Source organism: Cupriavidus sp. SIMBA_020 (genome assembly GCF_046535395.1).
GTDB lineage: Bacteria > Pseudomonadota > Gammaproteobacteria > Burkholderiales > Burkholderiaceae > Cupriavidus > Cupriavidus campinensis.
Genome location: NZ_JAWRWU010000005.1, coordinates 341,888 through 363,292 on the forward strand (window position 1 = coordinate 341,888; position 21,405 = coordinate 363,292).

17 protein-coding genes are annotated in these 21,405 nt (G+C 65.6%); 11 read left to right on the top strand and 6 right to left on the bottom strand.

The window, feature by feature from the left end:
* The first annotated feature begins 13 nt into the window (after positions 1–13).
* Positions 14–460 (top strand): PAS domain-containing protein, encoded by a 447-nt coding sequence (locus SB751_RS12940; protein WP_144197077.1) that lies wholly within the window; start codon positions 14–16, stop codon positions 458–460.
* Between the two features lie 76 nt (positions 461–536).
* Here SB751_RS12940 and sucD read toward each other — a convergent pair whose 3' ends face one another.
* Positions 537–1,460, bottom strand: coding sequence for a succinate--CoA ligase subunit alpha (gene sucD, locus SB751_RS12945; RefSeq protein WP_144197078.1), 924 nt, complete (start codon positions 1,458–1,460; stop codon positions 537–539).
* A gap of 1 nt (position 1,461) precedes the next feature.
* Positions 1,462–2,676 carry an ADP-forming succinate--CoA ligase subunit beta gene (gene sucC, locus SB751_RS12950; protein WP_144197079.1) on the bottom strand — a complete coding sequence of 405 codons (1,215 nt, stop codon included), beginning with the start codon at positions 2,674–2,676 and terminating at the stop codon, positions 1,462–1,464.
* 349 nt (positions 2,677–3,025) lie between these two features.
* Here sucC and frc point away from each other — a divergent pair, with 349 nt between their 5' ends.
* Complete coding sequence (gene frc, locus SB751_RS12955; RefSeq protein WP_144197080.1) at positions 3,026–4,258, top strand: formyl-CoA transferase; 1,233 nt, start codon at positions 3,026–3,028, stop codon at positions 4,256–4,258.
* Positions 4,259–4,313: 55 nt separating this feature from the next.
* Entirely contained in the window at positions 4,314–6,443 is a 2,130-nt protein-coding gene (locus SB751_RS12960; protein WP_144197081.1) for an acetate--CoA ligase family protein, read from the top strand.
* Positions 6,444–6,645: 202 nt separating this feature from the next.
* Here SB751_RS12960 and SB751_RS12965 read toward each other — a convergent pair whose 3' ends face one another.
* Together SB751_RS12965 and SB751_RS12970 are read right to left on the bottom strand one after the other, a co-directional pair.
* Positions 6,646–6,960 (bottom strand): LysR family transcriptional regulator, encoded by a 315-nt coding sequence (locus SB751_RS12965; protein ID WP_144197082.1) that lies wholly within the window; start codon positions 6,958–6,960, stop codon positions 6,646–6,648.
* A 123-nt stretch (positions 6,961–7,083) separates the two neighbouring features.
* Positions 7,084–8,037: a LysR family transcriptional regulator gene (locus SB751_RS12970; protein WP_144197083.1), complete on the bottom strand. Its 954-nt coding sequence runs from the start codon at positions 8,035–8,037 to the stop codon at positions 7,084–7,086.
* Positions 8,038–8,252: 215 nt separating this feature from the next.
* On the opposite strand from SB751_RS12970, the gene oxlT (SB751_RS12975) reads away from it, so the two are divergent.
* The 7 genes from oxlT (SB751_RS12975) (at position 8,253) to SB751_RS13005 (ending at position 18,686) form a co-directional block, all read left to right on the top strand.
* On the top strand, positions 8,253–9,584 hold the full coding sequence (gene oxlT / locus SB751_RS12975) for an oxalate/formate MFS antiporter (protein ID WP_144197084.1): 1,332 nt from the start codon (positions 8,253–8,255) through the stop codon (positions 9,582–9,584).
* A complete protein-coding gene (locus SB751_RS12980) occupies positions 9,581–10,492 on the top strand; it encodes a LysR family transcriptional regulator (protein ID WP_144197085.1) in 912 nt (303 codons plus the stop codon). Before oxlT (SB751_RS12975) ends, SB751_RS12980 begins: the two co-directional genes overlap by 4 nt.
* 237 nt (positions 10,493–10,729) lie before the next feature.
* Complete coding sequence (locus SB751_RS12985; RefSeq protein ID WP_144197086.1) at positions 10,730–10,942, top strand: hypothetical protein; 213 nt, start codon at positions 10,730–10,732, stop codon at positions 10,940–10,942.
* Positions 10,943–11,455: 513 nt separating this feature from the next.
* The gene (oxlT, locus tag SB751_RS12990; RefSeq protein ID WP_144197087.1) at positions 11,456–12,775 is read left to right on the top strand and encodes an oxalate/formate MFS antiporter; all 1,320 of its coding nucleotides are present in this window, start codon (positions 11,456–11,458) and stop codon (positions 12,773–12,775) included.
* A gap of 167 nt (positions 12,776–12,942) precedes the next feature.
* Positions 12,943–14,700: an NADH-ubiquinone oxidoreductase-F iron-sulfur binding region domain-containing protein gene (locus SB751_RS12995; RefSeq protein WP_144197088.1), complete on the top strand. Its 1,758-nt coding sequence runs from the start codon at positions 12,943–12,945 to the stop codon at positions 14,698–14,700.
* Positions 14,697–17,561 carry a formate dehydrogenase subunit alpha gene (gene fdhF / locus SB751_RS13000; protein WP_144197089.1) on the top strand — a complete coding sequence of 955 codons (2,865 nt, stop codon included), beginning with the start codon at positions 14,697–14,699 and terminating at the stop codon, positions 17,559–17,561. The genes SB751_RS12995 and fdhF overlap by 4 nt, the downstream gene beginning before the upstream one ends.
* 108 nt (positions 17,562–17,669) lie before the next feature.
* Positions 17,670–18,686 (top strand): zinc-binding alcohol dehydrogenase family protein, encoded by a 1,017-nt coding sequence (locus SB751_RS13005; protein ID WP_144197090.1) that lies wholly within the window; start codon positions 17,670–17,672, stop codon positions 18,684–18,686.
* A gap of 95 nt (positions 18,687–18,781) precedes the next feature.
* On the opposite strand, the gene SB751_RS13010 is transcribed toward SB751_RS13005, so the two are convergent.
* Positions 18,782–19,684: an alpha/beta fold hydrolase gene (locus SB751_RS13010; RefSeq protein ID WP_244844531.1), complete on the bottom strand. Its 903-nt coding sequence runs from the start codon at positions 19,682–19,684 to the stop codon at positions 18,782–18,784.
* A gap of 288 nt (positions 19,685–19,972) precedes the next feature.
* On the bottom strand, positions 19,973–20,590 hold the full coding sequence (locus tag SB751_RS13015) for a TetR/AcrR family transcriptional regulator (protein WP_144197092.1): 618 nt from the start codon (positions 20,588–20,590) through the stop codon (positions 19,973–19,975).
* Positions 20,591–20,873: 283 nt separating this feature from the next.
* On the opposite strand from SB751_RS13015, the gene SB751_RS13020 reads away from it, so the two are divergent.
* Positions 20,874–21,257, top strand: coding sequence for a helix-turn-helix domain-containing protein (locus SB751_RS13020; protein ID WP_144197093.1), 384 nt, complete (start codon positions 20,874–20,876; stop codon positions 21,255–21,257).
* The last annotated feature ends 148 nt before the right edge of the window (positions 21,258–21,405 follow it).

Here is a 21,405-nt window from a genome sequence, read left to right on the forward strand (position 1 = left end):
AAAGACCAAGACCATGCAGACCGCGATCGACTATGAACAGCTGGTGTCGGCCATCGGCGACGCCGTGATCATCTCCGGCGCCGACGGTGCCATCACGTTATGGAACCCGGCCGCCGAGTACATGTTCGGCTACACCCGGGAGGAGGCCCTGGGCAAGTCGCTGGATCTGATTATTCCCGAGCGCCTGCGTGCGCGCCACTGGGAGGGCTACGACAAGACCATGGCAACGGGCCAGACCCGCTACGGCCATGACTTGCTCAAGGTCCCGGCGATCAACAAGAACGGCGAAGCGATGTCGATCGCTTTTACCGTGGCGCTGCTGCACGGGCAGGGCGGGGAAATCACCGGCATCGTGGCGGTGATCCGTGACGAGACCGTGCGCTTCCAGGAAGAGCGGGCGCTGCGCAAGCGCATCACGGAACTGGAAGCCAGGACGGGCGCCGAGGCCGGAGCCGGCTGACTCACCGGACGCAGTTGCAGCATGGCGCAGGAACGATAAGGCCGGGCGATTCTCCCGGCCTTTTCCGTTTCTACGTTCACGCGCTGGCCAACGCCAGGTTTCGTGTGAGCGGGGCGCGTTCCGATGCCTGCTTCATTGCCGCCGCCATGGTCGCACCCAGCTCCGCTGGCGACCCGGCGACATGGATGCCGGCTTCGCGCATGGCGTTGACCTTCGCTTCCGCCGTGCCCGTCCCGCCCGAGATGATCGCGCCGGCGTGCCCCATGCGGCGTCCCGGCGGCGCCGTGGTGCCGGCGATAAAGCCCACCACCGGTTTGCGCCTGTGCGCATCGCGCAGAAACTGGGCTGCCTCTTCCTCCGCCGATCCGCCAATCTCGCCGATCATGATGATGCCTTCGGTCCTGTCGTCGGCCAGGAACATCTCCAGGCAGTCGATGAAGTCGGTGCCGTTCACCGGATCGCCGCCGATGCCGATGCAGGTCGATTGCCCCAGTCCGGCCGCCGTGGTCTGCGCCACGGCCTCATAAGTCAGCGTGCCCGAGCGCGACACCACGCCGATCTTGCCCGGTGTATGGATGTGGCCGGGCATGATGCCGATCTTGCATTGCCCCGGCGTGATTATCCCCGGACAATTCGGGCCAACCAGGCGGCTGCCGGACCCCGACAGCGCACGCTTGACCCGCACCATGTCCATCACGGGAATGCCTTCGGTGATGCAGACGATCAGCGCGATGCCGGCATCGACCGCTTCCAGGATGGCATCGGCGGCGAATGGTGGCGGCACATAGATGACCGAGGCGTCGGCGCCTGTGGCATTGGCGGCAGCGGCCACGGTATCGAAGACCGGGAGGCCCAGGTGCGATTCACCGCCCTTGCCGGGCGTGACGCCGCCCACCATCTTCGTGCCATAGGCCAGTGCCTGTGCCGAATGGAATGTGCCTTGTGCGCCGGTAAAGCCCTGGCAGATCACGCGGGTGTCTTTGTCGATCAGCACGGCCATTTCACTTTCCTCCCTTCTTCGATTGGTGCGTGCGCACGGCGGCCACGACTTTCTCGGCCGCATCGGCAAGATCCTTGGCGGAGACGACCGGCAGGCCCGAATCTCGCAGGATCTTCTTGCCGAGGTCGACGTTGGTGCCTTCCAGCCGCACCACCAGCGGCACGGTCAGGTCCACTTCGCGCGCGGCGGCCACCACGCCTTCGGCAATCACGTCGCAGCGCATGATGCCGCCGAAGATATTGACGAGAATCCCTTCGACCTCGGGATCGGCCAGGATCAGCCGGAACGCCGCGGTGACGCGCTCCGTCGTGGCACCGCCGCCTACATCGAGGAAGTTGGCCGGCTCGCCGCCATGGAGCTTGATGATGTCCATCGTGGCCATCGCCAGGCCTGCGCCATTCACCATGCAGCCGATGTTGCCGTCCAGCCGCACGTAGTTCAGGGCGTGCCGGGCGGCTTCGGTCTCGGCCGGGTCTTCCTCGCTCTCGTCGCGCATGGCATCGATGTCGGGATGGCGGAAGAGGGCGTTATCGTCGAAACTGAACTTGGCGTCGAGCGCCATCACGTCGCCGCTGCCGGTGACCACAAGCGGATTGATCTCGACGATCGACGCGTCGAGTTCGGTGAACGCGCGGTAGGTCGAGAGGATAAAACGGGTAGCCGCGCCCACCTGCTTGCCCGACAGCCCCAGGCCGAATGCCAGCCGGCGTGCATGAAACGGCTGGATGCCGCTGGCCGGATCGATTGCCACCTTCAGGATTTTCTCGGGCGTGCGTGCGGCAACCTCCTCGATCTCCATGCCGCCTTCGGTGGACGCCATGATCGTGATGCGCGACGTGGCGCGGTCGATCAGGATGCCCAGGTAGAGCTCGCGCGCGATGTCGCAGCCTTCCTCGACGTAGAGGCGCCGCACTACCCGGCCGGCCGGGCCGGTCTGCCTGGTGACCAGGGTCTTGCCCAGCATCTGCGCGGCGCTCGAGCGGACGTCATCGATCGACTTCACCACGCGCACGCCGCCCTTGCCCGAGCTGTCATCCGCGAAGCGGCCGGCACCGCGGCCGCCAGCGTGGATCTGCGACTTCACCACCCAGACCGGGCCGCCCAGCTTGCGGGCGGCATGGGCGGCCTCGTCTGGCGTAAAGGCCACGCGGCCATGCGGTACAAGCACGTCATAGCGCCTGAGCAACTCCTTGGCCTGATATTCGTGAATGTTCACGTGTCTCCTCGGTTGAAAAGCGCCGCGGGCCGCAGGTCGGGACCCGCCTGTTCAGTTTTTCGCAGCGTAAAATATGATATGTAATATATCAGTAATAAAATCAAGCCGAAACGGGTGCGAGCTGAATTGCGCAAAAGGGATGTCCGCGCTGACAAGGCCATCGCATCAATAGAGCAAGATTGATCGCAAAGCCTTCTATGTTGCGGGTTAACGCTGGTGTATGCCGCAGGATCTATTGCGATGCGGAATGAAAAGTCTGAACCGCGCTGCATTTTCTTCTTGTTGTGGTGTGATATATCACATACGTTATCCAGCAAGCGCGCAAGAGAATCTTCAAGGAGACAACGCCATGAATAACAAAGCACTGGATGGTGTCCGCATCCTGGACATGACGCACGTGCAGGCCGGCCCCTCGGCCACCCAGCTGATGGCCTGGCTGGGCGCCGACGTGATCAAGGTGGAACTGCCCGGCCGGGGCGACATCACGCGCAGCCAGCTGCGCGACGTGCCGAACGCCGACAGCCTCTACTTCACGATGCTGAACTCCAACAAGCGCAGCCTGACGCTGAACATGAAGACGCCCGAGGGCAAGGCGCTGCTGGAAGACCTGGTGCAGCGCTGCGACGTGCTGGTGGAGAACTTCGGCCCCGGCGTGCTCGATCGCGCTGGTTTCGACTGGGACCGCCTGCAGGAGTTGAACCCGCGCCTGATCTACGCGTCGATCAAGGGCTTCGGCCCGGGGCCGTACGCGGACTGCAAGGCGTACGAAAACGTGGCCCAGTGCATGGGCGGCTCGGCCAGCACGACGGGTACCGAGGACGGTGCGCCCACGGTGACCGGCGCCCAGATCGGCGACTCGGGTACCGGCGTGCACTGCGTGGTCGGCATCCTGGCCGCACTGCTGCACCGCGAGCATTCGGGCCGTGGCCAGCGCGTGGAAGTGGCGATGCAGGACTCGGTGCTGAACCTCTGCCGCGTGAAACTGCGCGACCAGCAGCGCCTCGCGGCCGGTCCGCTTAAGGAATTTCCGAACGAAACCTTCGGCGACTACGTGCCGCGTGCCGGCAATGCGTCGGGCGGCGGCCAGCCGGGCGCCGCGCTGCGCTGCTCGCCGGGCGGGGCCAACGACTACGTCTACGTGATCATCCAGCCGCAAGGCTGGGAGCCGCTGATGCGCCTGTGCGGCCGGGAGGACCTGATCACCCATCCGCAATTCGCCACGCCGGAGGCGCGCCTGAAATGCCTGGGCGAGTGCTTCTCCATCATCGAGAAGTGGACCAAGACCAAGACGAAATTCGAGGTCATGGACGCCCTGAACGAGGTCGACGTGCCGTGCGGCCCGATTCTCTCGATGAAGGACCTGATCGAGGACAAGTCGATGTTCGACCGCGGCTATCTGGTCGAGCTGGACCACCCGGAGCGCGGCAAGTACGTGCAGCTGGGCTGCCCGATCACGCTCTCGGCCTCGCCGGTGGAAGTGGAGCGTTCGCCGCTGCTGGGCGAGCACACCGAGGAAATCCTCGACTGGCTCGGCCGCTCGCCGGCCCAGATCGCGGCGTTGAAGGCGGCCGGCGCGGTCTGAGCCGCGCCACCTCTCGAATGCATGTCTGCAATGCCTGAACAGATGGAGACCTGACATGGCACATGACAAGGATGCGGTACGCAAGATTCTGGCGACCGTGAAGCAAGAGGGGCGCGCTGCGCTGACGGCGCCCGAGGGCAAGCTGGTCTGCGACGCCTATGGCATCTCGGTGCCGGGCGAGGGCGTGGCCAAGTCGCCGTCGAACGCGGTGGAACTGGCGACGAAGATGGGCTTCCCGGTGGTGATGAAGATCGTCTCGCCGGACATCCTGCACAAGACGGAGGCTGGCGGCGTGCTGGTGGGCCTGAAGTCGGCGGCGGATGTGGAGCAGGGCTACCGCACCATCGTCGAGAACGCCAGGAAGTACAACGCCAATGCCGAAATCATCGGCGTGCAAGTGCAACAAATGATCACGGGCGGCCAGGAAGTCATCATCGGCGCCGTGACCGACCCGTCGTTCGGCAAGCTGGTGGCCTTCGGCCTGGGCGGCGTGCTGGTGGAAGTGCTCAAGGACATCACCTTCCGCATGGCGCCGGCCACCAATGAGGATGCGCTGTCGATGCTGGACGGCATTGCCGCCGCCGAGGTGCTCAAGGGCGTGCGCGGCGCCGACCCGGCCAACCGCGAGGCGCTGGCCGGCATGATCGAGCGCGTGTCGCAGCTGGTCACCGATTTTCCGGAGATTTCCGAGCTGGACCTGAACCCGGTGTTCGCCAGCAAGGACGGCGCCATCGCCGCCGACGTGCGGATTGTGGTGGACTTCTCGCCGCAGCCGGAGAAGTACCGTCCCACGCAGGAACAGATCGTCAAGCAGATGAACCGCATCATGCGCCCGGACACGGTGGCGGTGATCGGCGCATCGGCCGAGGACGGCAAGATCGGCAATTCGGTGATGAAGAACCTGATCAACGGCGGCTACCAGGGCAAGATCTACCCGATCCACCCGAAGGCCGAAGAGATCATGGGCATGACGGCCTACAAGAGCGTGCTCGATGTGCCGGGCAACATCGATGTGGCCGTGTTTGCCATCCCGGCCAAGTTCGTGGCCCAGGCGCTTGAAGAAGTCGGCAAGAAGGGCATTCCCGGCGCCGTGCTGATTCCGTCCGGGTTTGCCGAAACCGGCAACGTGGAAGGGCAGGACGAGATCGTCGCGATTGCCCGCAAGCACGACATCCGCCTGATGGGACCGAATATCTACGGTTTCTACTACACGCCGAAGAACCTGTGCGCCACGTTCTGCACGCCGTATGACGTGAAGGGCAAGGCGGCGCTGTCGTCGCAGTCGGGCGGCATCGGCATGGCCATCATTGGCTTCTCGCGCTCGGCCAAGATGGGCGTGTCGGCGATTGTCGGCCTGGGCAACAAGTCGGATATCGACGAAGACGATCTGCTCACCTTCTTCGAGCAGGACGACAACACCGAGATCATCGCCCAGCACTGCGAGGACCTGAAGGATGGCCGCGCCTTTGCCGAGGCGGCGCGCCGGGTGTCCAAGAAGAAGCCGGTGGTGGTGCTCAAGGCGGGCCGTACCAGCATGGGCGCGCGGGCAGCCAGCTCGCACACCGGGGCGCTGGCCGGCAACGACCGCATCTACGAGGACGTGTTCAAGCAGTCCGGCGTGATCCGGGCGCGCTCGCTGCGCGACCTGCTCGAGTTCGCGCGGGGCATTCCCAAGCTGCCGACGCCGAAGGGCGAGAACGTGGTCATCATCACGGGCGCGGGTGGCTCGGGCGTGCTGTTGTCCGATGCGTGCGTGGACAACAACCTGTCCCTGATGACCATGCCGGACGACCTCGACGCGGCGTTCCGCAAGTTCATCCCGCCGTTCGGCGCGGCCGGCAACCCGGTGGATATCACCGGCGGCGAGCCGCCCACGACGTACAAGAACACGCTGCGCCTTGGCATGGAAGACCCGCGCATCCACGCGATCATCCTTGGCTACTGGCACACGATCATCACCCCGCCGATGGTGTTCGCCAAGCTGGTCATCGAGGTGAAGGAAGAGATGGCGGCGAAGGGCATCGAAAAGCCGATCGTGGCATCGCTGGCCGGCGACGTGCAGGTAGAGGAAGCCGCTGAATACCTCTACGAGCACGGTGTGCCGTCCTATGCGTACTCCACCGAAATCCCGGTGGCAGTGCTCGGCGCGAAGTACAAGTGGGCGAGGGGAGCGGGCAAGATCTGATGCGGTCCGCCCCGCCGGCATAGCCAGATTTGCCGGCATCTCCAGCACAACCAGCCCCCAACGAGACAGCAACCGTTAGGGGCATTTTTTTAGAACCTGAGGAGAGCCCGATGTCGCAAACGCAAGATAGCGGGGCAGCCGCATCTCGCAGGACGTGACGCTGATATTGCGCGACGAATCGTCAAAGAAGGTCGTAAATCGCCTAGTTCATGCCCGTGCCGGACATCGCACGCAGGTATTCGTTCTTCTTGTTGAAGATCAGCTGGCTCAGGAACGGCGCGTCATAGGCGTTGAGCAGGTGCGCGTGGTGTTCCTCGATATAGCGGGTCACGCGGGTCTTCTCGCATTCGATGCCGCAGAGCCACTCGAACATCGGCATGTCCCAGCGGAAGCGCAGGCCCAGTTCGGCGAAGGCGGCGTTGAAGGCGGCGAGTTGCACCGCACGATCAGGGCCCGTGTCGCCGGCGGCGGGCGACGTAACGGACGCGGAAGACGCGGCGGGATACAGTGGGTTCATGATCGTCTCCTGTGTTTGCACGTACACGAGCTTGGTACAAGTGCAGAGTAGGCGTGACGAACGATTTACGATAATTAAAGTTTCATCGAGAAATCATAAGGCATCGTTTATATATTGGGGTGACTACACCTGACGGGCGATGCGCGGCCGGATCAGCCCCTCCACGCCGGTGATCTGCTGGATCAGCGTGGCACCTTCCTCCATCAGGAAATGCTTGAATGCCAGCGCCACCGGCGGCAGCCGCTTGTTCTTGCGGTGCACCACATACCAGTTCAGCATAACTGGGAAGCCTTCGATATCGAGCACGGCCAGCTTGCCCGCCTGTAGCTCCAGTCCCACCGTGTGCGCGGACAGGAAGGCGATGCCCATATTGGCGATGACCGCCTGCTTGATCGTCTCGGTGCTCTTGATCTCCATGGCGATACGCAGGTTCGAGAGCCGCCCGGCAAAGCCTTCCTGCATCGAATTCCAGGTATCGGAGCCTTTCTCGCGTGAAACGAACGCCTCTTCGGCCAGCCCGGCCAGGGGGATGTCGCGGCGCCCGACCAGCGGATGGTTCGGCGCGGCCACGATGACGTAGGGGTGGGGTGCGAACGACTCGGCGATGGTGTCCATGCCCTCGGGCGGGCGCACCATGACGGCGAGGTCGGTGAGGTTGCCGGCCAGCTGGTGCAACAGTTCCTCACGATTGTGCACCGCGAGATTCAGCGTCACCCCATCATGCCGATTCATGAATTCGGCCAGCAGGCGGGGAAAGAAATAATCGCCGGCGCTGATTACCGCCACGTTGAGACGGCCTCCGGAAATACCCTTGAGTTGCGCCATCGCGTCCCCGGCCTCGCGGAATTGCTGGATGATGCTGCGGCTGTAATGCAGCATCTCCGTGCCGGCCGGCGTGAGGTAGATCCGCTTGCCCAACTGCTCGAACAGCGGCAGGCCCACGTGATGCTCGAGCTGCCGAACCTGTGTGGAAACAGCGGGTTGCGTGAGATGCAGTTCCTCCGCCGCGCGCGAAAAGCTCAGATGGCGGGCCACCGTTTCGAACACTTTCAGCTGGCGCAGCGTGGCGTTCTTCATTGGTCGATATCCTGCAATATATAAAGGATCGTCAATGATCATAATAAAAAACTTTATGCTGTGCGTATCTAAGTTTGAAGTAGCATCAATCAGCGATGCAACGTGCCGCAATGTCAGGCGCGCTCATTCAGTAGTGAAGTAGGGCGTCCCCACGCAGGTCTGCCCACCAGTCGCGCCGCCAGAGCGCGAGACACACTAATGCAAGGAGACACGACATGGCGCACCCGCACGCGGCAGGCCCCGCCTTTGGCAATGGCAATCTGGACGGGCAGGGCGGCCTGCTCCGCAATCGCTGGTTCCAGCTCTTCATCGGCGTCCTTTGCATGGGGCTCGTGGCGAACCTCCAGTACGGCTGGACGCTGTTCGTGACGCCCATGAATGCGCGTCATCACTGGGGCGAGTCCCCCATCCAGGTCGCCTTCTCCATTTTCATCGTCACCGAAACCTGGCTCGTCCCGGTCGAGGGCTGGCTCGTGGACAAGTTCGGCCCGCGCCCCGTGGTGGCCGTGGGCGCGCTGTGCGCCGGGGCGGCCTGGGTCATGAACTCGTTCGCCACCTCGCTGCCGATGCTCTACGCGGCCGCCGTCGTGGCCGGCATTGGCGCGGGCGGCGTCTATGGCACGTGCGTGGGCAATGCGCTGAAGTGGTTCCCGGACAAGCGCGGCCTGGCCGCCGGGCTCACGGCCGCCGGCTTCGGTGCGGGCTCGGCGCTGACCGTGATCCCCATCGCCAACATGATCCAGAAATCGGGCTACGAGCACGCGTTCTTCACGTTCGGCATCCTGCAGGGCGTGCTGATCTTCATCCTGGCGATGTTGCTGGTCAAGCCGAAGCCGCCCAGGGGGCTCGTCGCCGGCAAGGCCAACCTGACCAACCCCGTGGCGCTGACGCCGGGCCAGATGGTGCGCACGCCGGTGTTCTGGGTGATCTACGCATCCTTCGTGGCGGTGGCGGCGGGCGGCATCATGGCCACCGCGCAGCTCGGCCCCATCGCCAAGGACTTTGGCTTCGCGGCAATGCCGATCACGCTGCTGGGCATGACGCTGCCGCTGCTGACCATGACGCTGTCCATCGACAACCTCTGCAACGGGCTGACGCGCCCGCTGTGCGGCCTGATCTCCGACCGCATCGGCCGCGAGAACACCATGTTCTTCATCTTCATCGGCGAGGGGCTGTCGCTGATCGGGCTGATGGAGTTCGGGCACAACCCGTACTGGTTCATGTTCTTCGCCGCGCTCACCTTCCTGTTCTGGGGCGAGATCTTCTCGATTTTTCCGGCGCTCTGTGCCGATACGTTCGGCAGCGAGTACGCCGCAGCCAATGCGGGCACGCTCTATACGGCCAAGGGCACGGCAGCGATGCTGGTGCCGCTGGCCTCGGTGTTGTCGCATCAAGGTGGCTGGAGCCTGGTCTTCACGGTGGCGGCCGTGCTGACCGTGGCAGCGGGGCTGTCCGCCAAGTTCCTGTTGCAGCCGATGCGCCGGCGCTTCATCACCGGCCACGCGGCGGCCCATCCCACCATGCAAGGACAAGGAGCGGCACCATGAATGTTTCGCTTCCCCAATTGAAGGCCTTTGCTGCGGTTGCGCGCCAGAAGAGCTTTACGCGCGCGGCGGCGGAACTTGGCCTGACCCAGTCGGCCATCAGTCGTAGCGTGCGTGAGCTGGAGGAGGAGATCGACCAGCGGCTGTTCGACCGCACCACGCGCCAGGTGGAGCTGACCGACGCCGGCGAGCATCTCTCGCAACGGATCTGCCATCTGATCGAGGAAGTCGAGCAGACGCTGCGCGAGAGCCATGGCACCGGCAAGCCCAGCCAGGGCACCGTGCATATCGCCACCGATCCGGTGTTGTCGTCGATGTCCGTGCCGATGTGGGTGGCCGGCTGCCGCACCGCGTGGCCCGGCATCGGCATCACGCTGCGCGACCGCTCGCACGAATGCGTGCTGCAAAGCGTGCGCAGCGGCGAGGTTGACTTCGGCATCGCCAGCAACCCGGTGGCCTGCGACGACCTCTATTGCGAACCGCTCTATATGGACCCGCTGCACGCGGTGCTGCCCGCCGGGCATCCGCTGGCCGCGCGCGAGTCCCTTGGCTGGGGCGAACTGGCCGATGCCTCGGTGCTCGTGCTCGACCACAACTCGGGCGTGCAGCCCGCCGTGGAGCGCGCGCTGGCCACCTATCACGTACGCCCCGGCGCCCTGCAGCTGCTCGGCCATTTCTCGGCGATCTTCGGCATGGTGGCGATGGGGCTCGGCATTGGCGTGGTGCCGTCGCGCACGCAGGCCGCCGGCCTGGCGCCCGCGGCCGTGCTGCGGCCCTTGCGGCCACAGGTCAACAACAACGTGATGCTGGTCCGAAGGAAGGCCCGCTCGCTCAAGCCCAATGCGGCGGCGGTGTGGGACAACCTGCGTGGCCAGGAGTACGAACAGGGCCAGATGAAGAAAGCGGGGTAGGGCCGTGAATCGGATTCATCTGATGCAGCGCCGCAACGGCTTTTGCGCAGAATAAGGCGCTATTTGACGGCGTTTCGGCAGCAATCTTCGGCAGAAGCGACCCACAACGCACCCCCAGGGGTGCGTTGTTGTTTTTAGTGCCAATCTTCCATTGATATATCACATACAGGATATTTACAGACCTCGCGGTGCAGCATATACTGAAGACTCATTGACCTACCTCATTCAGGAGTTTTCATGAACGCCGCACAGCTTTCCGTCATCGCCCTCGGTCTGATTGCCTCGGGTGTTTCCGTAACCTGGCTGATTGCCACGCGCCTGCCGATGGGTCTGCTGACCACCGCCGGCGACCATGGCCGCTTTGCTGGCCTCGGTTCGGATCAGGCCGTGGACGGGATTGGCCGTGCGACGCCTGACGCCGGCACGCGTCCCCAGTTCGCCCACGCGTAAGTCAGTTGGTATCGAAGGCAGGGAGCTTGTAGCGGCCGGCAACTCCCTCCCAGCAGTCGTCGTACTCATCGGCCGTATCTTTCGTTTTCCCCTCGCTCCATCCCCGCGTTTCCTGCGTTTCCTTGCGTTTTCCGGCTTTTTCCTCGCCTAGGACTTTCCCTAGGACATCTCTTTTCCCTTCGCATTGCAGCATCCCGGGCGTTTGCCGCCAGCCTCTGCCATTGATCTGGCACCACCCGCTAAGTCATTGATCGGCAACGAATCGTAAGCCGTTTTGCGGCATGGTTTGATGCGCCCGGCGCACCACTGCCGCTCTCTCTCCGGGCGTCGGTGGCCAGGTTGTATCCGGGCAGCAAAACCGCTCACCGAAAACGGCTTGACTTGGGTGATATACCACATACTGTATAGCACTAGAGCGGCGAGCCACTCTACGAAAAAGACCAGGCGGTACACAGAGGCATCGAATCAGATGCCCACCCACAACGGCGGCGATGACCGCCAGAAGGAGACACCATGGAACTACAGCAAGGCGCGTCCACGTCACGATTTGCGTCCCCATGGACGCAGCTCGTATTCGGCGTCATCTGCATGGCGATGATTGCCAACATGCAATACGGCTGGACCCTGTTCGTCAATCCGATCGATGACAAATACCACTGGGGCCGCACGGCCATCCAGGTGGCGTTCACCATTTTCGTGGTCACCGAGACCTGGCTGGTGCCGATCGAGGGCTATCTGGTCGACAAGTACGGCCCGCGCCCGGTGGTGGTGGGCGGCGGCCTGCTCTGCGCGATTGCGTGGGCGCTGAACTCGGTGGCGTCGTCGCTGCCGATGCTGTACTTCGCTGCGGCCATCGGCGGCGTAGGGGCTGGCGCGGTATATGGCACCTGCGTGGGCAATGCGCTCAAGTGGTTTCCCAACCGGCGCGGGCTGGCGGCGGGGATTACGGCGGCCGGCTTCGGCGCGGGCTCCGCGCTGACCGTGGTGCCCATCGCCAACATGATCAAGACCAGCGGCTACGAGAGCACCTTCCTCACCTTCGGGCTGGGGCAGGGCATCGTGGTGGTGATCCTGGGCCTGGCGCTCTATCCGCCGTCGGCCAAGATCCTCTCCGACGTGAAGAGCACCCTGAAGGCGGCTGCTACTTATAATGCGTCGCCGCGCCAGGTGCTGTCCTCGCCGATCTTCTGGGTGATGTACGCGATGTTCGTGATGATGGCCGCCGGCGGGCTGATGGCCACGGCGCAGCTGGGCCCCATCGCCAAGGATTTCGGGCTCCATGACTCGCCGGTGTCCATCCTCGGGCTGACGCTGCCGGCGCTGACCTTCGCGCTGACCATCGACCGCGTGCTGAACGGGCTGACCCGGCCGTTCTTCGGCTGGATCTCGGACAACATCGGCCGTGAGAACACCATGTTCCTGGCCTTCGCGGTGGAGGCAGTCGGCATCCTGCTGCTGTCCAAGTACGGGCACAACCCGGTGGCGTTCGTGATCCTGACCGGTGTGGTGTTCTTCGCCTGGGGCGAGATCTACAGCCTGTTCCCGGCCACCTGCGGCGATACCTTCGGCCCCAAGTTCGCGGCGACCAACGCCGGCCTGCTGTACACGGCCAAGGGCACGGCCGCGCTGCTGGTGCCGTTCTCGAGCGTGATTACCGCCGCCACCGGCGACTGGCACGCGGTGTTCATGCTGGCCTCGGGCATGGCCGCGCTCTCGGCGGTGCTGGCGATCTTCGTGCTCAAGCCGATGCGCGAGGCCCATGCCCGGAAGTACGTCAACGACAATGCGGCGCCGTCGATGGGCTACCGGCCCGTCCCGGACGACCTGACCTGACCCGGGCACGCCAGGACACACGGGAAGGGCCCGCCGGCGCGCGGGCCCTTGTGCGTGCGCCGTCCGCCGTCCGGCGACACCTGGCGCCGCCAGGCGACGCCGGGCGTATGATCAAGATCAGCCGGCAGCATAGCCGACGAGCAAGACAACAACCCACAGGATTCCCCATGAACCAGGTTGTGATTCCGATTGTGGTGGAGGGCGGAGGCCGCGAGCGCAAACGCCGCCAGCCCAAGGGCCGGCAGGTGGACCCGGCGGCACTGTCCGAGGTGCGCCAGCTGCTGGGCGATGCCCCGCGCCGCCGAGACCTGCTGATCGAGCATCTGCACGCCATCCAGGACCACTTCGGCCAGCTGGCCACGCCCCATCTGGCCGCACTGGCGCAGGAAATGCGCATGGCCCAGACCGAGGTCTTCGAGGTGGCCAGTTTCTATCACCATTTCGATATTGTCCGAGAGGACGCCGATGGCCACATCGCCGCCCCGCAGGCGCTGACCGTGCGCGTCTGCGAGGGCATTGCCTGCGAGATGGCGGGGGCGACCTCGCTGCTGGAGCGACTACCGGCGCTGCTTGGCACCGATGTCCGCGTGCTCGCCGCACCCTGCATCGGCCGTTGCGAGCGGGCGCCGGCCGTGCTGGTGGGCCAGCATCCGGTGGACGCCGCCACCCCCGCCGCCGTGCAGGCCTGCGTGGAGGCCGGCACCGTCCGGCATGACCCCGAGCCCTATCTCAGCTATGACGACTATCGCGCCCAGGGCGGCTATCGCCTGTTGCAGGCGCTGGAGCAGGGCGAGACCGACGCGGACGCGCTGATCGCCGTGATGGAGAACTCCGGCCTGCGCGGGCTCGGCGGGGCGGGCTTTCCCACTGGCCGCAAATGGCGCATCGTCCGGGCCGAGCCGGCGCCACGCCTGATGGCCGTCAATATCGACGAAGGCGAGCCGGGCACGTTCAAGGACCGCGTCTACCTGGAGCGCGATCCGCATCGCTTCCTGGAGGGCATGCTGGTGGCTGCGCGCGTGACCGGCGTGGCCGCCATCTATATCTACCTGCGCGATGAGTACGCGGGCTGCCGCGCCGTGCTGACCGAGGCGCTGGCGCAACTGCGCGCCGCGCCGCCGGTGCCCGGCCTGCCCGAGATCCATCTGCGCCGGGGTGCCGGCGCGTATATCTGCGGTGAAGAGTCGGCCATGATCGAATCGATCGAGGGCAAGCGTGGCATGCCCCGGCTGCGCCCGCCCTATGTAGCGCAGGTCGGGCTGTTTGGCCGGCCAACGCTCGAGCACAACTTCGAGACGCTGTATTGGGTGCGCGAGATCGTGGAGCGCGGCCCCGAATGGTTCGCAGGGCAGGGCCGGCATGGCCGCAAGGGCCTGCGCTCGTTTTCGGTGTCTGGCCGGGTGCGCCGCCCCGGCGTGCATCTGGCGCCGGCCGGTATCACCGTGCGTGAATTGATCGACGAATACTGCGGCGGCATGCTGGACGGCCACGCCTTCTACGGCTACCTGCCGGGTGGGGCCTCGGGCGGCATCCTGCCGGCGGCGATGGGCGATGTTCCGCTCGATTTCGACACGTTGCAGCCACATGGCTGCTTTATTGGCTCGGCGGCCATCGTGGTGCTGTCCGACCACGACCGGGCCGTCGATGCCGCGCGCAATTTGATGCATTTCTTCCGCGACGAGTCCTGCGGCCAATGCACGCCGTGCCGCGTGGGCACGGCCAAGGCGCTCGACCTGATCCGCCAGCCGGCAGCGGCCTGGGACCTGGCCGCGCTGGCTGACCTGTCCGCGGTGATGCGCGATGCGTCGATCTGCGGGCTGGGGCAGGCCGCGCCGAATCCCGTGGATTGCGTGATCCGCTACTTCCCGCATGAACTCGCGCCGGTGACTGCCGTCGCACCCGTCGCTCAGGAGGGCCAGCCATGAATGCACTGACCCGCGCTGAAGTCGCGCTCGTCCAGGCGTCGTCCGACACCGAGGTCACCTTCCGGCTCGATGGCCGGGAGGTGACCGCCCGCCCCGGGGAGTCGCTGCTGCAGGTGGCGCGCCGGGAAGGCATCGAGATTCCGCATCTTTGCTACAAGGATGGGCTGGATACCGCCGGCAACTGCCGCGCCTGCATGGTCGAGATCGACGGGGAACGCGTGCTGGCGCCGTCCTGCTGCCGCGCGCCGGCCAATGGCATGACGGTGCACACGGACTCCGAGCGCGCCCGGCGCGCGCAGCGCATGGTGCTGGAACTGCTGCAGTCCGACATGCCGGAGACCGCGTACACGCGCCATAGTGAACTTGATCAGTGGTCGGCCCGGCTCGAAGTCGGCAAGCCACGCTTTGCCCCGCGCGAGGCGGTGCCGGCCGATCTGTCGCACCCCGCCATCGCGGTCAACCTCGATGCCTGCATCCAGTGCACGCGCTGCGTGCGCGCCTGCCGCGACGAACAGGCCAATGACGTGATCGGGCTGGCATTTCGCGGCGATCATGCCCGCATCGTCTTCGATATGGCCGACCCGATGGGCGCCAGCACCTGCGTGGCCTGCGGCGAGTGCGTGCAGGCCTGCCCGACCGGCGCGCTGATGCCGGCGCGCAATGTGGCGCTGGCCGTGCCCGACCGCGAGGTGGATTCGGTCTGCCCGTATTGCGGCGTGGGCTGCCAGCTGACGTACCACGTCAAGGACAACCGCATCCTGTTCGTGGAAGGGCGCGACGGCCCGGCCAATCACAACCGGCTCTGCGTGAAGGGGCGTTACGGTTTCGACTACGCCCAGCATCCACACCGGCTGACAGTGCCGCTGGTGCGGCGCGAAGGGGTGGCCAAGTCCGGCGACATGGTGCTGGACCCCGATCGCGTGATGGAGGTGTTCCGGGAAGCAACCTGGGAAGAGGCCCTGGCCCTGGCCGCCGGCGGCCTTGCGCGCATCCGGGACACGCTGGGTGGCCGTGCGCTGGCCGGGTTTGGTTCGGCCAAGGGTAGCAACGAGGAAGCCTATCTGTTCCAGAAGCTCGTGCGGACCGGGTTTGGCAGCAACAACGTCGATCACTGCACGCGGCTGTGTCATGCGTCATCGGTGGCGGCGCTGCTCGAAGGAATCGGCTCGGGGGCGGTGTCCAATCCGGTGATGGACGTGGGCAAGGCCGAGGTGGTGCTGCTGATCGGCGCCAATCCCACGGTCAACCATCCGGTGGCAGCCACCTGGATCAAGAACGCGGTGCGCAACGGTACCAAGCTCATCGTCGCCGATCCGCGTCGATCTGACCTGTCGCGCTTTGCGCACCGGTTCCTGCAGTTCCAGGCCGATACCGACGTGGCACTGCTGAACGCGATGATGCATGTGATTGTGGAGGAAGGGCTTGTCGATCCCGAATTCATTGCCGCGCGCACGTCCGGCTACGAGGCGCTGGCGGCCAATGTGGCCCCGTACAGCCCTGAGCTCATGGCCCCGGTCTGCGGCATCGACGCGGAAACCATCCGCGAGGTGGCCCGGCTCTACGCCACCTCGAAGGGATCGATGATCCTGTGGGGCATGGGCGTGTCCCAGCACGTGCATGGCACGGACAACGCGCGCTGCCTGATCGCGCTGGCGCTGATGACGGGCCAGATCGGCCGGCCGGGCACGGGTTTGCATCCGCTGCGCGGCCAGAACAACGTGCAGGGCGCGTCCGACGCGGGGCTGATCCCGATGATGTATCCGGACTACCGGCGCGTGGATGACCCGGCCGCCAACGCCGCCTTCGAGGCGCTGTGGGGCATGCCGCTGGACAAGCAGCCGGGCCTGACCGTGGTGGAGGTCATGCAGGCCATCGAGGCAGGCACCGTGCGCGGCATGTACATCATGGGCGAGAACCCGGCGATGTCGGACCCGGATGCGCAGCACGCGCGCGAGGCGCTGGCCGCGCTCGACCATCTGGTGGTGCAGGACATTTTCCTGACCGAGACCGCCTGCCTGGCCGATGTGGTGCTGCCCGCCTCGGCCTTCCCCGAGAAGACTGGCACCTTCACCAATACGGACCGCACGGTGCAACTGGGCCGGCAGGCGATCGACCCGCCCGGGCAGGCACGCCAGGACCTGTGGATCCTGTGCGAGCTGGCCGCGCGGCTCGGGCTGCCCTGGGACTATGGGCATGCCACCCGCGATGCGGCGCCCGTGGCCTTGGTTTTCGACGAAATGCGACATGCGATGCCGAGCATCGCCGGCATGACGTGGGCGCGGCTCCAGCGCGAGCATGCAGTGACCTATCCCTGCGAGACGGAGGGAGATCCCGGCGAGCCGGTGATTTTTACGGAGACGTTCCCGACCGTTGGCGGACGCGGGCGCTTCGTGCCGGCGGACATCATCCCGGCGGCAGAGCGTCCGGATCAGGAATATCCGACGGTCCTGATCACGGGCCGACAGCTCGAGCACTGGCATACGGGCAGCATGACGCGCCGCGCCGGCGTGCTCGACGCCATCGAGCCGGATCCGGTGGCACTGGTCCATCCGCTCGATCTGGCGGCGCTCGGCGGCAAGCCCGGCGACGTGGTCACGCTGACGTCCCGGCGCGGGCAGGTGATGCTCTACGCGCGCGCCGACGATGGCACCCCGCGCGGCGCCGTGTTCGTGCCGTTCTGCTACTACGAGGCGGCCATCAACAAGCTGACCAACCCGGCGCTCGACCCGTTCGGCAAGATTCCGGAGTTCAAGTACTGCGCGATCCGGATGACGCTGGGCGGCGCGGTGCCCGAGCAGCTGAGCTTCGGCGGCGGGCAGATTCTGGATTCGCTGACCGGCGCCCTGGCCTTGCCCGGATGATTTTCCGAAAATTCGTGAAAGTGATTGCGGATTCATTCGGCTAATCAGGGCAATCCGAAACGGTTAGGATGCAGGCATCCCCTCGAACTGTTGGAAAGGATGCCTGCAATGAAAGCCATTGGACTGACCCGTTACCTGCCGATCAGCGACCCCCAGGCGCTGGTGGACGTGGAGATCGACAAGCCGGCCGCCTCGGGCCACGACCTGCTGGTCAAGGTGGAGGCGATTGCCGTGAACCCGGTGGACACCAAGGTCCGCGCGCCCAAGGACAAGGTGGAAGATGCGCCGCGCGTGCTGGGCTGGGATGCCGCTGGCACCGTGGCCGCCGTGGGCCCGGACGTGACGCTGTTCAAGGTCGGCGACCCGGTGTTCTACGCAGGCAGCATCACGCGGCCCGGCGCCAACAGCGAATTCCACCTCGTGGATGAACGCATCGTCGGCCATAAGCCGGCATCGCTGGACTTTCCCAATGCCGCCGCGTTGCCGCTGACGGCCATCACGGCCTGGGAAGCGCTGTTCGATCGCCTGGGCGTCTCGCCGAAGGGCGACGATGCCGGCCGTTCGGTGCTGATTATCGGCGGGGCAGGGGGCGTGGGCTCCATCGGCATCCAGCTGGCCAAGGTGCTGGCGGGGCTGACGGTCATCGCCACGGCCTCGCGGCCGGAGTCGGAAGCCTGGTGCCGCCGCCTGGGTGCCGATCATATCATCGACCATCGTGCCGACATCCCCGCGCAACTGCGCAAACTCGGGTTTGACGCGGTGGATTTCATCCTCTGCTTCAACGACACGGACCGCCACTTCAACGCGATGGCCGAAGCCATCGCGCCGCAGGGCAAGATCTGCTCGATCGTCGAGAACGCGGGCGAGCTGCCGGTGGGCGCGCTGAAGAGCAAGAGTGCGACGTTCGTCTGGGAATTCATGTTTACGCGCGCGATGTTCGGCACGCCGGACATGATCGCGCAGCATCGCCTGCTCAACGAGGTGGCGCGGCTGATCGATGCCGGACGCCTGCAAACCACGGTGGGCGAGAACCTCGGCACGATCAACGCAGCGAACCTGCGCCGCGCCCACGCGCAGCTGGAAGGTGGCCAGACCATCGGCAAGCTGGTGCTGTCCGGGTTCTAATCTGCAATTAACCGCCAAGTTGCGGGCGCACCATAAACGAGGGCCGGGGCTGCTGACGCAGCGCGCGGCCCTTAGTTTGTCTATATGGAAGGGGGTTAGCTGAGAGGGCGCGCAGCCACCGCGCGTGCCAGGCTCCGCACGGCATTCTCGCCAGCCAGCCCCGCCACGAAGCTGATGACTTCGCCCGCCACGGCCTTGTCCTGGAGGATGCGCCGATGGCCGAGGCCGGTGGTGGTCACCAGCCGCGCCGCCGGCCACGCCCCGGCGATGGCGGCGCCGTCTTCCCAGCGCACTTCCTTGTCGTCGCGGTCATGGATCACCAGCGCGGGCGGCACCGGCCGCGTGCGGCCCACATCGGGCACGTTGAACGTCGCCCAGGACGTGCCGAGCCACTGTTCGCTCTGTTGCCGCATGCGTGCGAGGATGCCCGGCGCGATGCCGAGCTGCCAGGCAAGGGCGGCGCAGGATTCGCCCATATCGGCCGGCGAGCCGATCATCACCGCGCCGCGCACCGGCAAGCCTTCGCGTATCGCCTGCGCGGCGGCGGCTCCCCCGAGGGAATGACCGACCACCGCGTGGACTGGTCCCACCTGCCACGCTACAGCCAGCAGCGAGCGTGCCATCTCCAGCAAGGAAGTCTGGTTTGGCCCGCGTGCGCCGGCATCGGAGGCGCCATGAGACAGCGCATCGAAGGCCACCACGCGCATCCCGGCGCCCAGCAGCGCATGGACCAGCGCATGCCATTGGCCGGCATGACCGCCCCAGCCATGGGCAAGCAGGACCACCGGCCCTTCGGTGCCCCAGCGATAGACGCGCACGCGCCGGCTGGCACCCTGGCCAGTGACGAGCGCCCATTCGCTGCGCGCCGCGTCGAGCAGGCGCAGCGCATCGGGGCTGGACCTGGCCCGGGGCGGCGTGAACCATAGGCGCTCCAGGGCGCGGGCGGTGCCCGCCGGATGGAGGAGGCTCGCGGCTTGCCACCGCAGCCTGAGCCACACGGGCGGCCCCGCGCGGACGATGGAAACGGGTTCCGCTTGCGTCACATGATGTGACCCGGCGGCGCGTGGTGTGGATGAGGAAAACAGCACTTGCGGCACGGCGAACACCTCCAACCGATGGCTTGCCGGCGAAATCGGCCAGGTTCACTGGCTTCCCGCCTGTTTTTTTATGATTCACGACCGACCAGTCGTGCTATTTTTTGGGCAATAAATGACGACGAAAATGCCGTCTGACACACTGCGTCCGTGCCCGGGAACGCAGGGGTGTGAAGCCGTTGGCGAGCCGTTTCAGGCGTCTGCCGGGGCGGTTTCCCGCGTGATCCGGGCGTCGTCGAGCAGCCGGGCGAACGCGCGCCGGGCCATCGCCTCGGCATCGCTGCGCGCCATCAACTTGAACGATGTCTGGAAGGACATGCCAATGCCGGCCATCTCGAACGCGAACTGGCGCGGGTCCACATCGGCGCGGAGATCGCCTTCCTCCACGGCGTCGGTGATCACGCGGCAGATGGTGCTGTGCCAGTCCTTGAAGGCCTGCACAACCCTGTCACGAATGACGCCGGGCTTGTCACGGTACTCCTGGGAGAGCGCCATGAAGAGGCAGCGCCCCTCGGTCACCGTGGCGCCGAGCCAGTCCATATAGCCATCGAACAGCCCCTGCAGGCGGCGCGCGCCGCGCGGCTGGCGCATCGCCGGACGTACGACAACATCGTTGAAGCGCTCCGCCGCGCGCTCGAGCACGGCCTCCTGCAGCGCTTCCTTCGAACGGAAGTGCGCGTAGAGCCCGCTCTTCGACATATGGGTGTCCGCCGCCAGCGTGGCAAGCGAAAGCTGCTCGAAGCCCACGCGCGCGGCGGAGGCGAGTGCCTGTTCGATGATGGCGGTACGGGTGAGCTGGCCTTTTTGCATGAGGTGGAGAATAGCACGACCGGTCGGTTTGTCAACTTGCCTTATTCCACACATCGTTGATACTGAAGTGACGTCAACGCAAAGCGTGCGTTGTCGTTATGAGGAGGCGGGAAGAGGAAGTTGTGCTGTATCCGCCTTTTGGAGGAGGTTCCGGCAGGCGAGATCAGGCCATCATAAGAAATCTGTAAAAGTGTTCCAAACATGACCTTACGGAACCCTTTACGTGCTCTATACTCGAATGCACGTCCGCGCACTTTTTTTTCACTGGTGACTGGAGACCGACATGAACAGTACAGCCGTGCCAAGAGGCGCTAGCGAACCGTTCCGGCAACTGCGGGCGTTGCGTCGAGCGCGCAAGCTCAAGCAGGAGGACGTCGCCCGTAAGGCGGGAATTTCCCGGGAAGCCTATCTTCGGGCGGAATCGGGACAAGCCGATCCACGCATGTCCACGTTCCTGGCGGCCTGTGAGGCGCTGGGGCTGGAAGTGGTATTGGCCCCGCAGCATCTGGCAGCCGACGTCAACGCATTCATCGCCAGCCGCAATGGCGGCGTTACAGCAGCCTCGATGGCCGGCCAGCCGGCCGGCTCGGCTCCCGCGGCTACGCCGCAGGGGCAGGGCGGGTTCGGTTCCGGACCCAGCACCGGGGAGGGCCACAAGCCCATGTAACACCGCCAGTCCGTAGACCTGGGGGCACCCGCCCGCATGGTCCTCGGATAGCAAGTCCACCGGGCATTTCTGGCGCGGCCGATCGGCCGCGCTGGCAATGCCCGGTCCTTCATGCCGATCGCGCCCGCGATCTCCCGCCGCAGCCTTC

Coding starts and splice junctions, on each gene's coding strand:
- SB751_RS12965 (WP_144197082.1), bottom strand. CDS start 6,960: ATGAACCCACTGTATCCCGCCGCGTCTTCCGCGTCCGTTACGTCGCCC.
- SB751_RS13005 (WP_144197090.1), top strand. CDS start 17,670: ATGAAAGCCATTGGACTGACCCGTTACCTGCCGATCAGCGACCCCCAG.
- SB751_RS12985 (WP_144197086.1), top strand. CDS start 10,730: ATGAACGCCGCACAGCTTTCCGTCATCGCCCTCGGTCTGATTGCCTCG.
- SB751_RS13020 (WP_144197093.1), top strand. CDS start 20,874: ATGAACAGTACAGCCGTGCCAAGAGGCGCTAGCGAACCGTTCCGGCAA.
- SB751_RS12960 (WP_144197081.1), top strand. CDS start 4,314: ATGGCACATGACAAGGATGCGGTACGCAAGATTCTGGCGACCGTGAAG.
- sucD (WP_144197078.1), bottom strand. CDS start 1,460: ATGGCCGTGCTGATCGACAAAGACACCCGCGTGATCTGCCAGGGCTTT.
- SB751_RS12995 (WP_144197088.1), top strand. CDS start 12,943: ATGAACCAGGTTGTGATTCCGATTGTGGTGGAGGGCGGAGGCCGCGAG.
- oxlT (WP_144197084.1), top strand. CDS start 8,253: ATGGCGCACCCGCACGCGGCAGGCCCCGCCTTTGGCAATGGCAATCTG.
- SB751_RS12940 (WP_144197077.1), top strand. CDS start 14: ATGCAGACCGCGATCGACTATGAACAGCTGGTGTCGGCCATCGGCGAC.
- SB751_RS12980 (WP_144197085.1), top strand. CDS start 9,581: ATGAATGTTTCGCTTCCCCAATTGAAGGCCTTTGCTGCGGTTGCGCGC.
- fdhF (WP_144197089.1), top strand. CDS start 14,697: ATGAATGCACTGACCCGCGCTGAAGTCGCGCTCGTCCAGGCGTCGTCC.
- oxlT (WP_144197087.1), top strand. CDS start 11,456: ATGGAACTACAGCAAGGCGCGTCCACGTCACGATTTGCGTCCCCATGG.
- frc (WP_144197080.1), top strand. CDS start 3,026: ATGAATAACAAAGCACTGGATGGTGTCCGCATCCTGGACATGACGCAC.
- SB751_RS12970 (WP_144197083.1), bottom strand. CDS start 8,037: ATGAAGAACGCCACGCTGCGCCAGCTGAAAGTGTTCGAAACGGTGGCC.
- SB751_RS13015 (WP_144197092.1), bottom strand. CDS start 20,590: ATGCAAAAAGGCCAGCTCACCCGTACCGCCATCATCGAACAGGCACTC.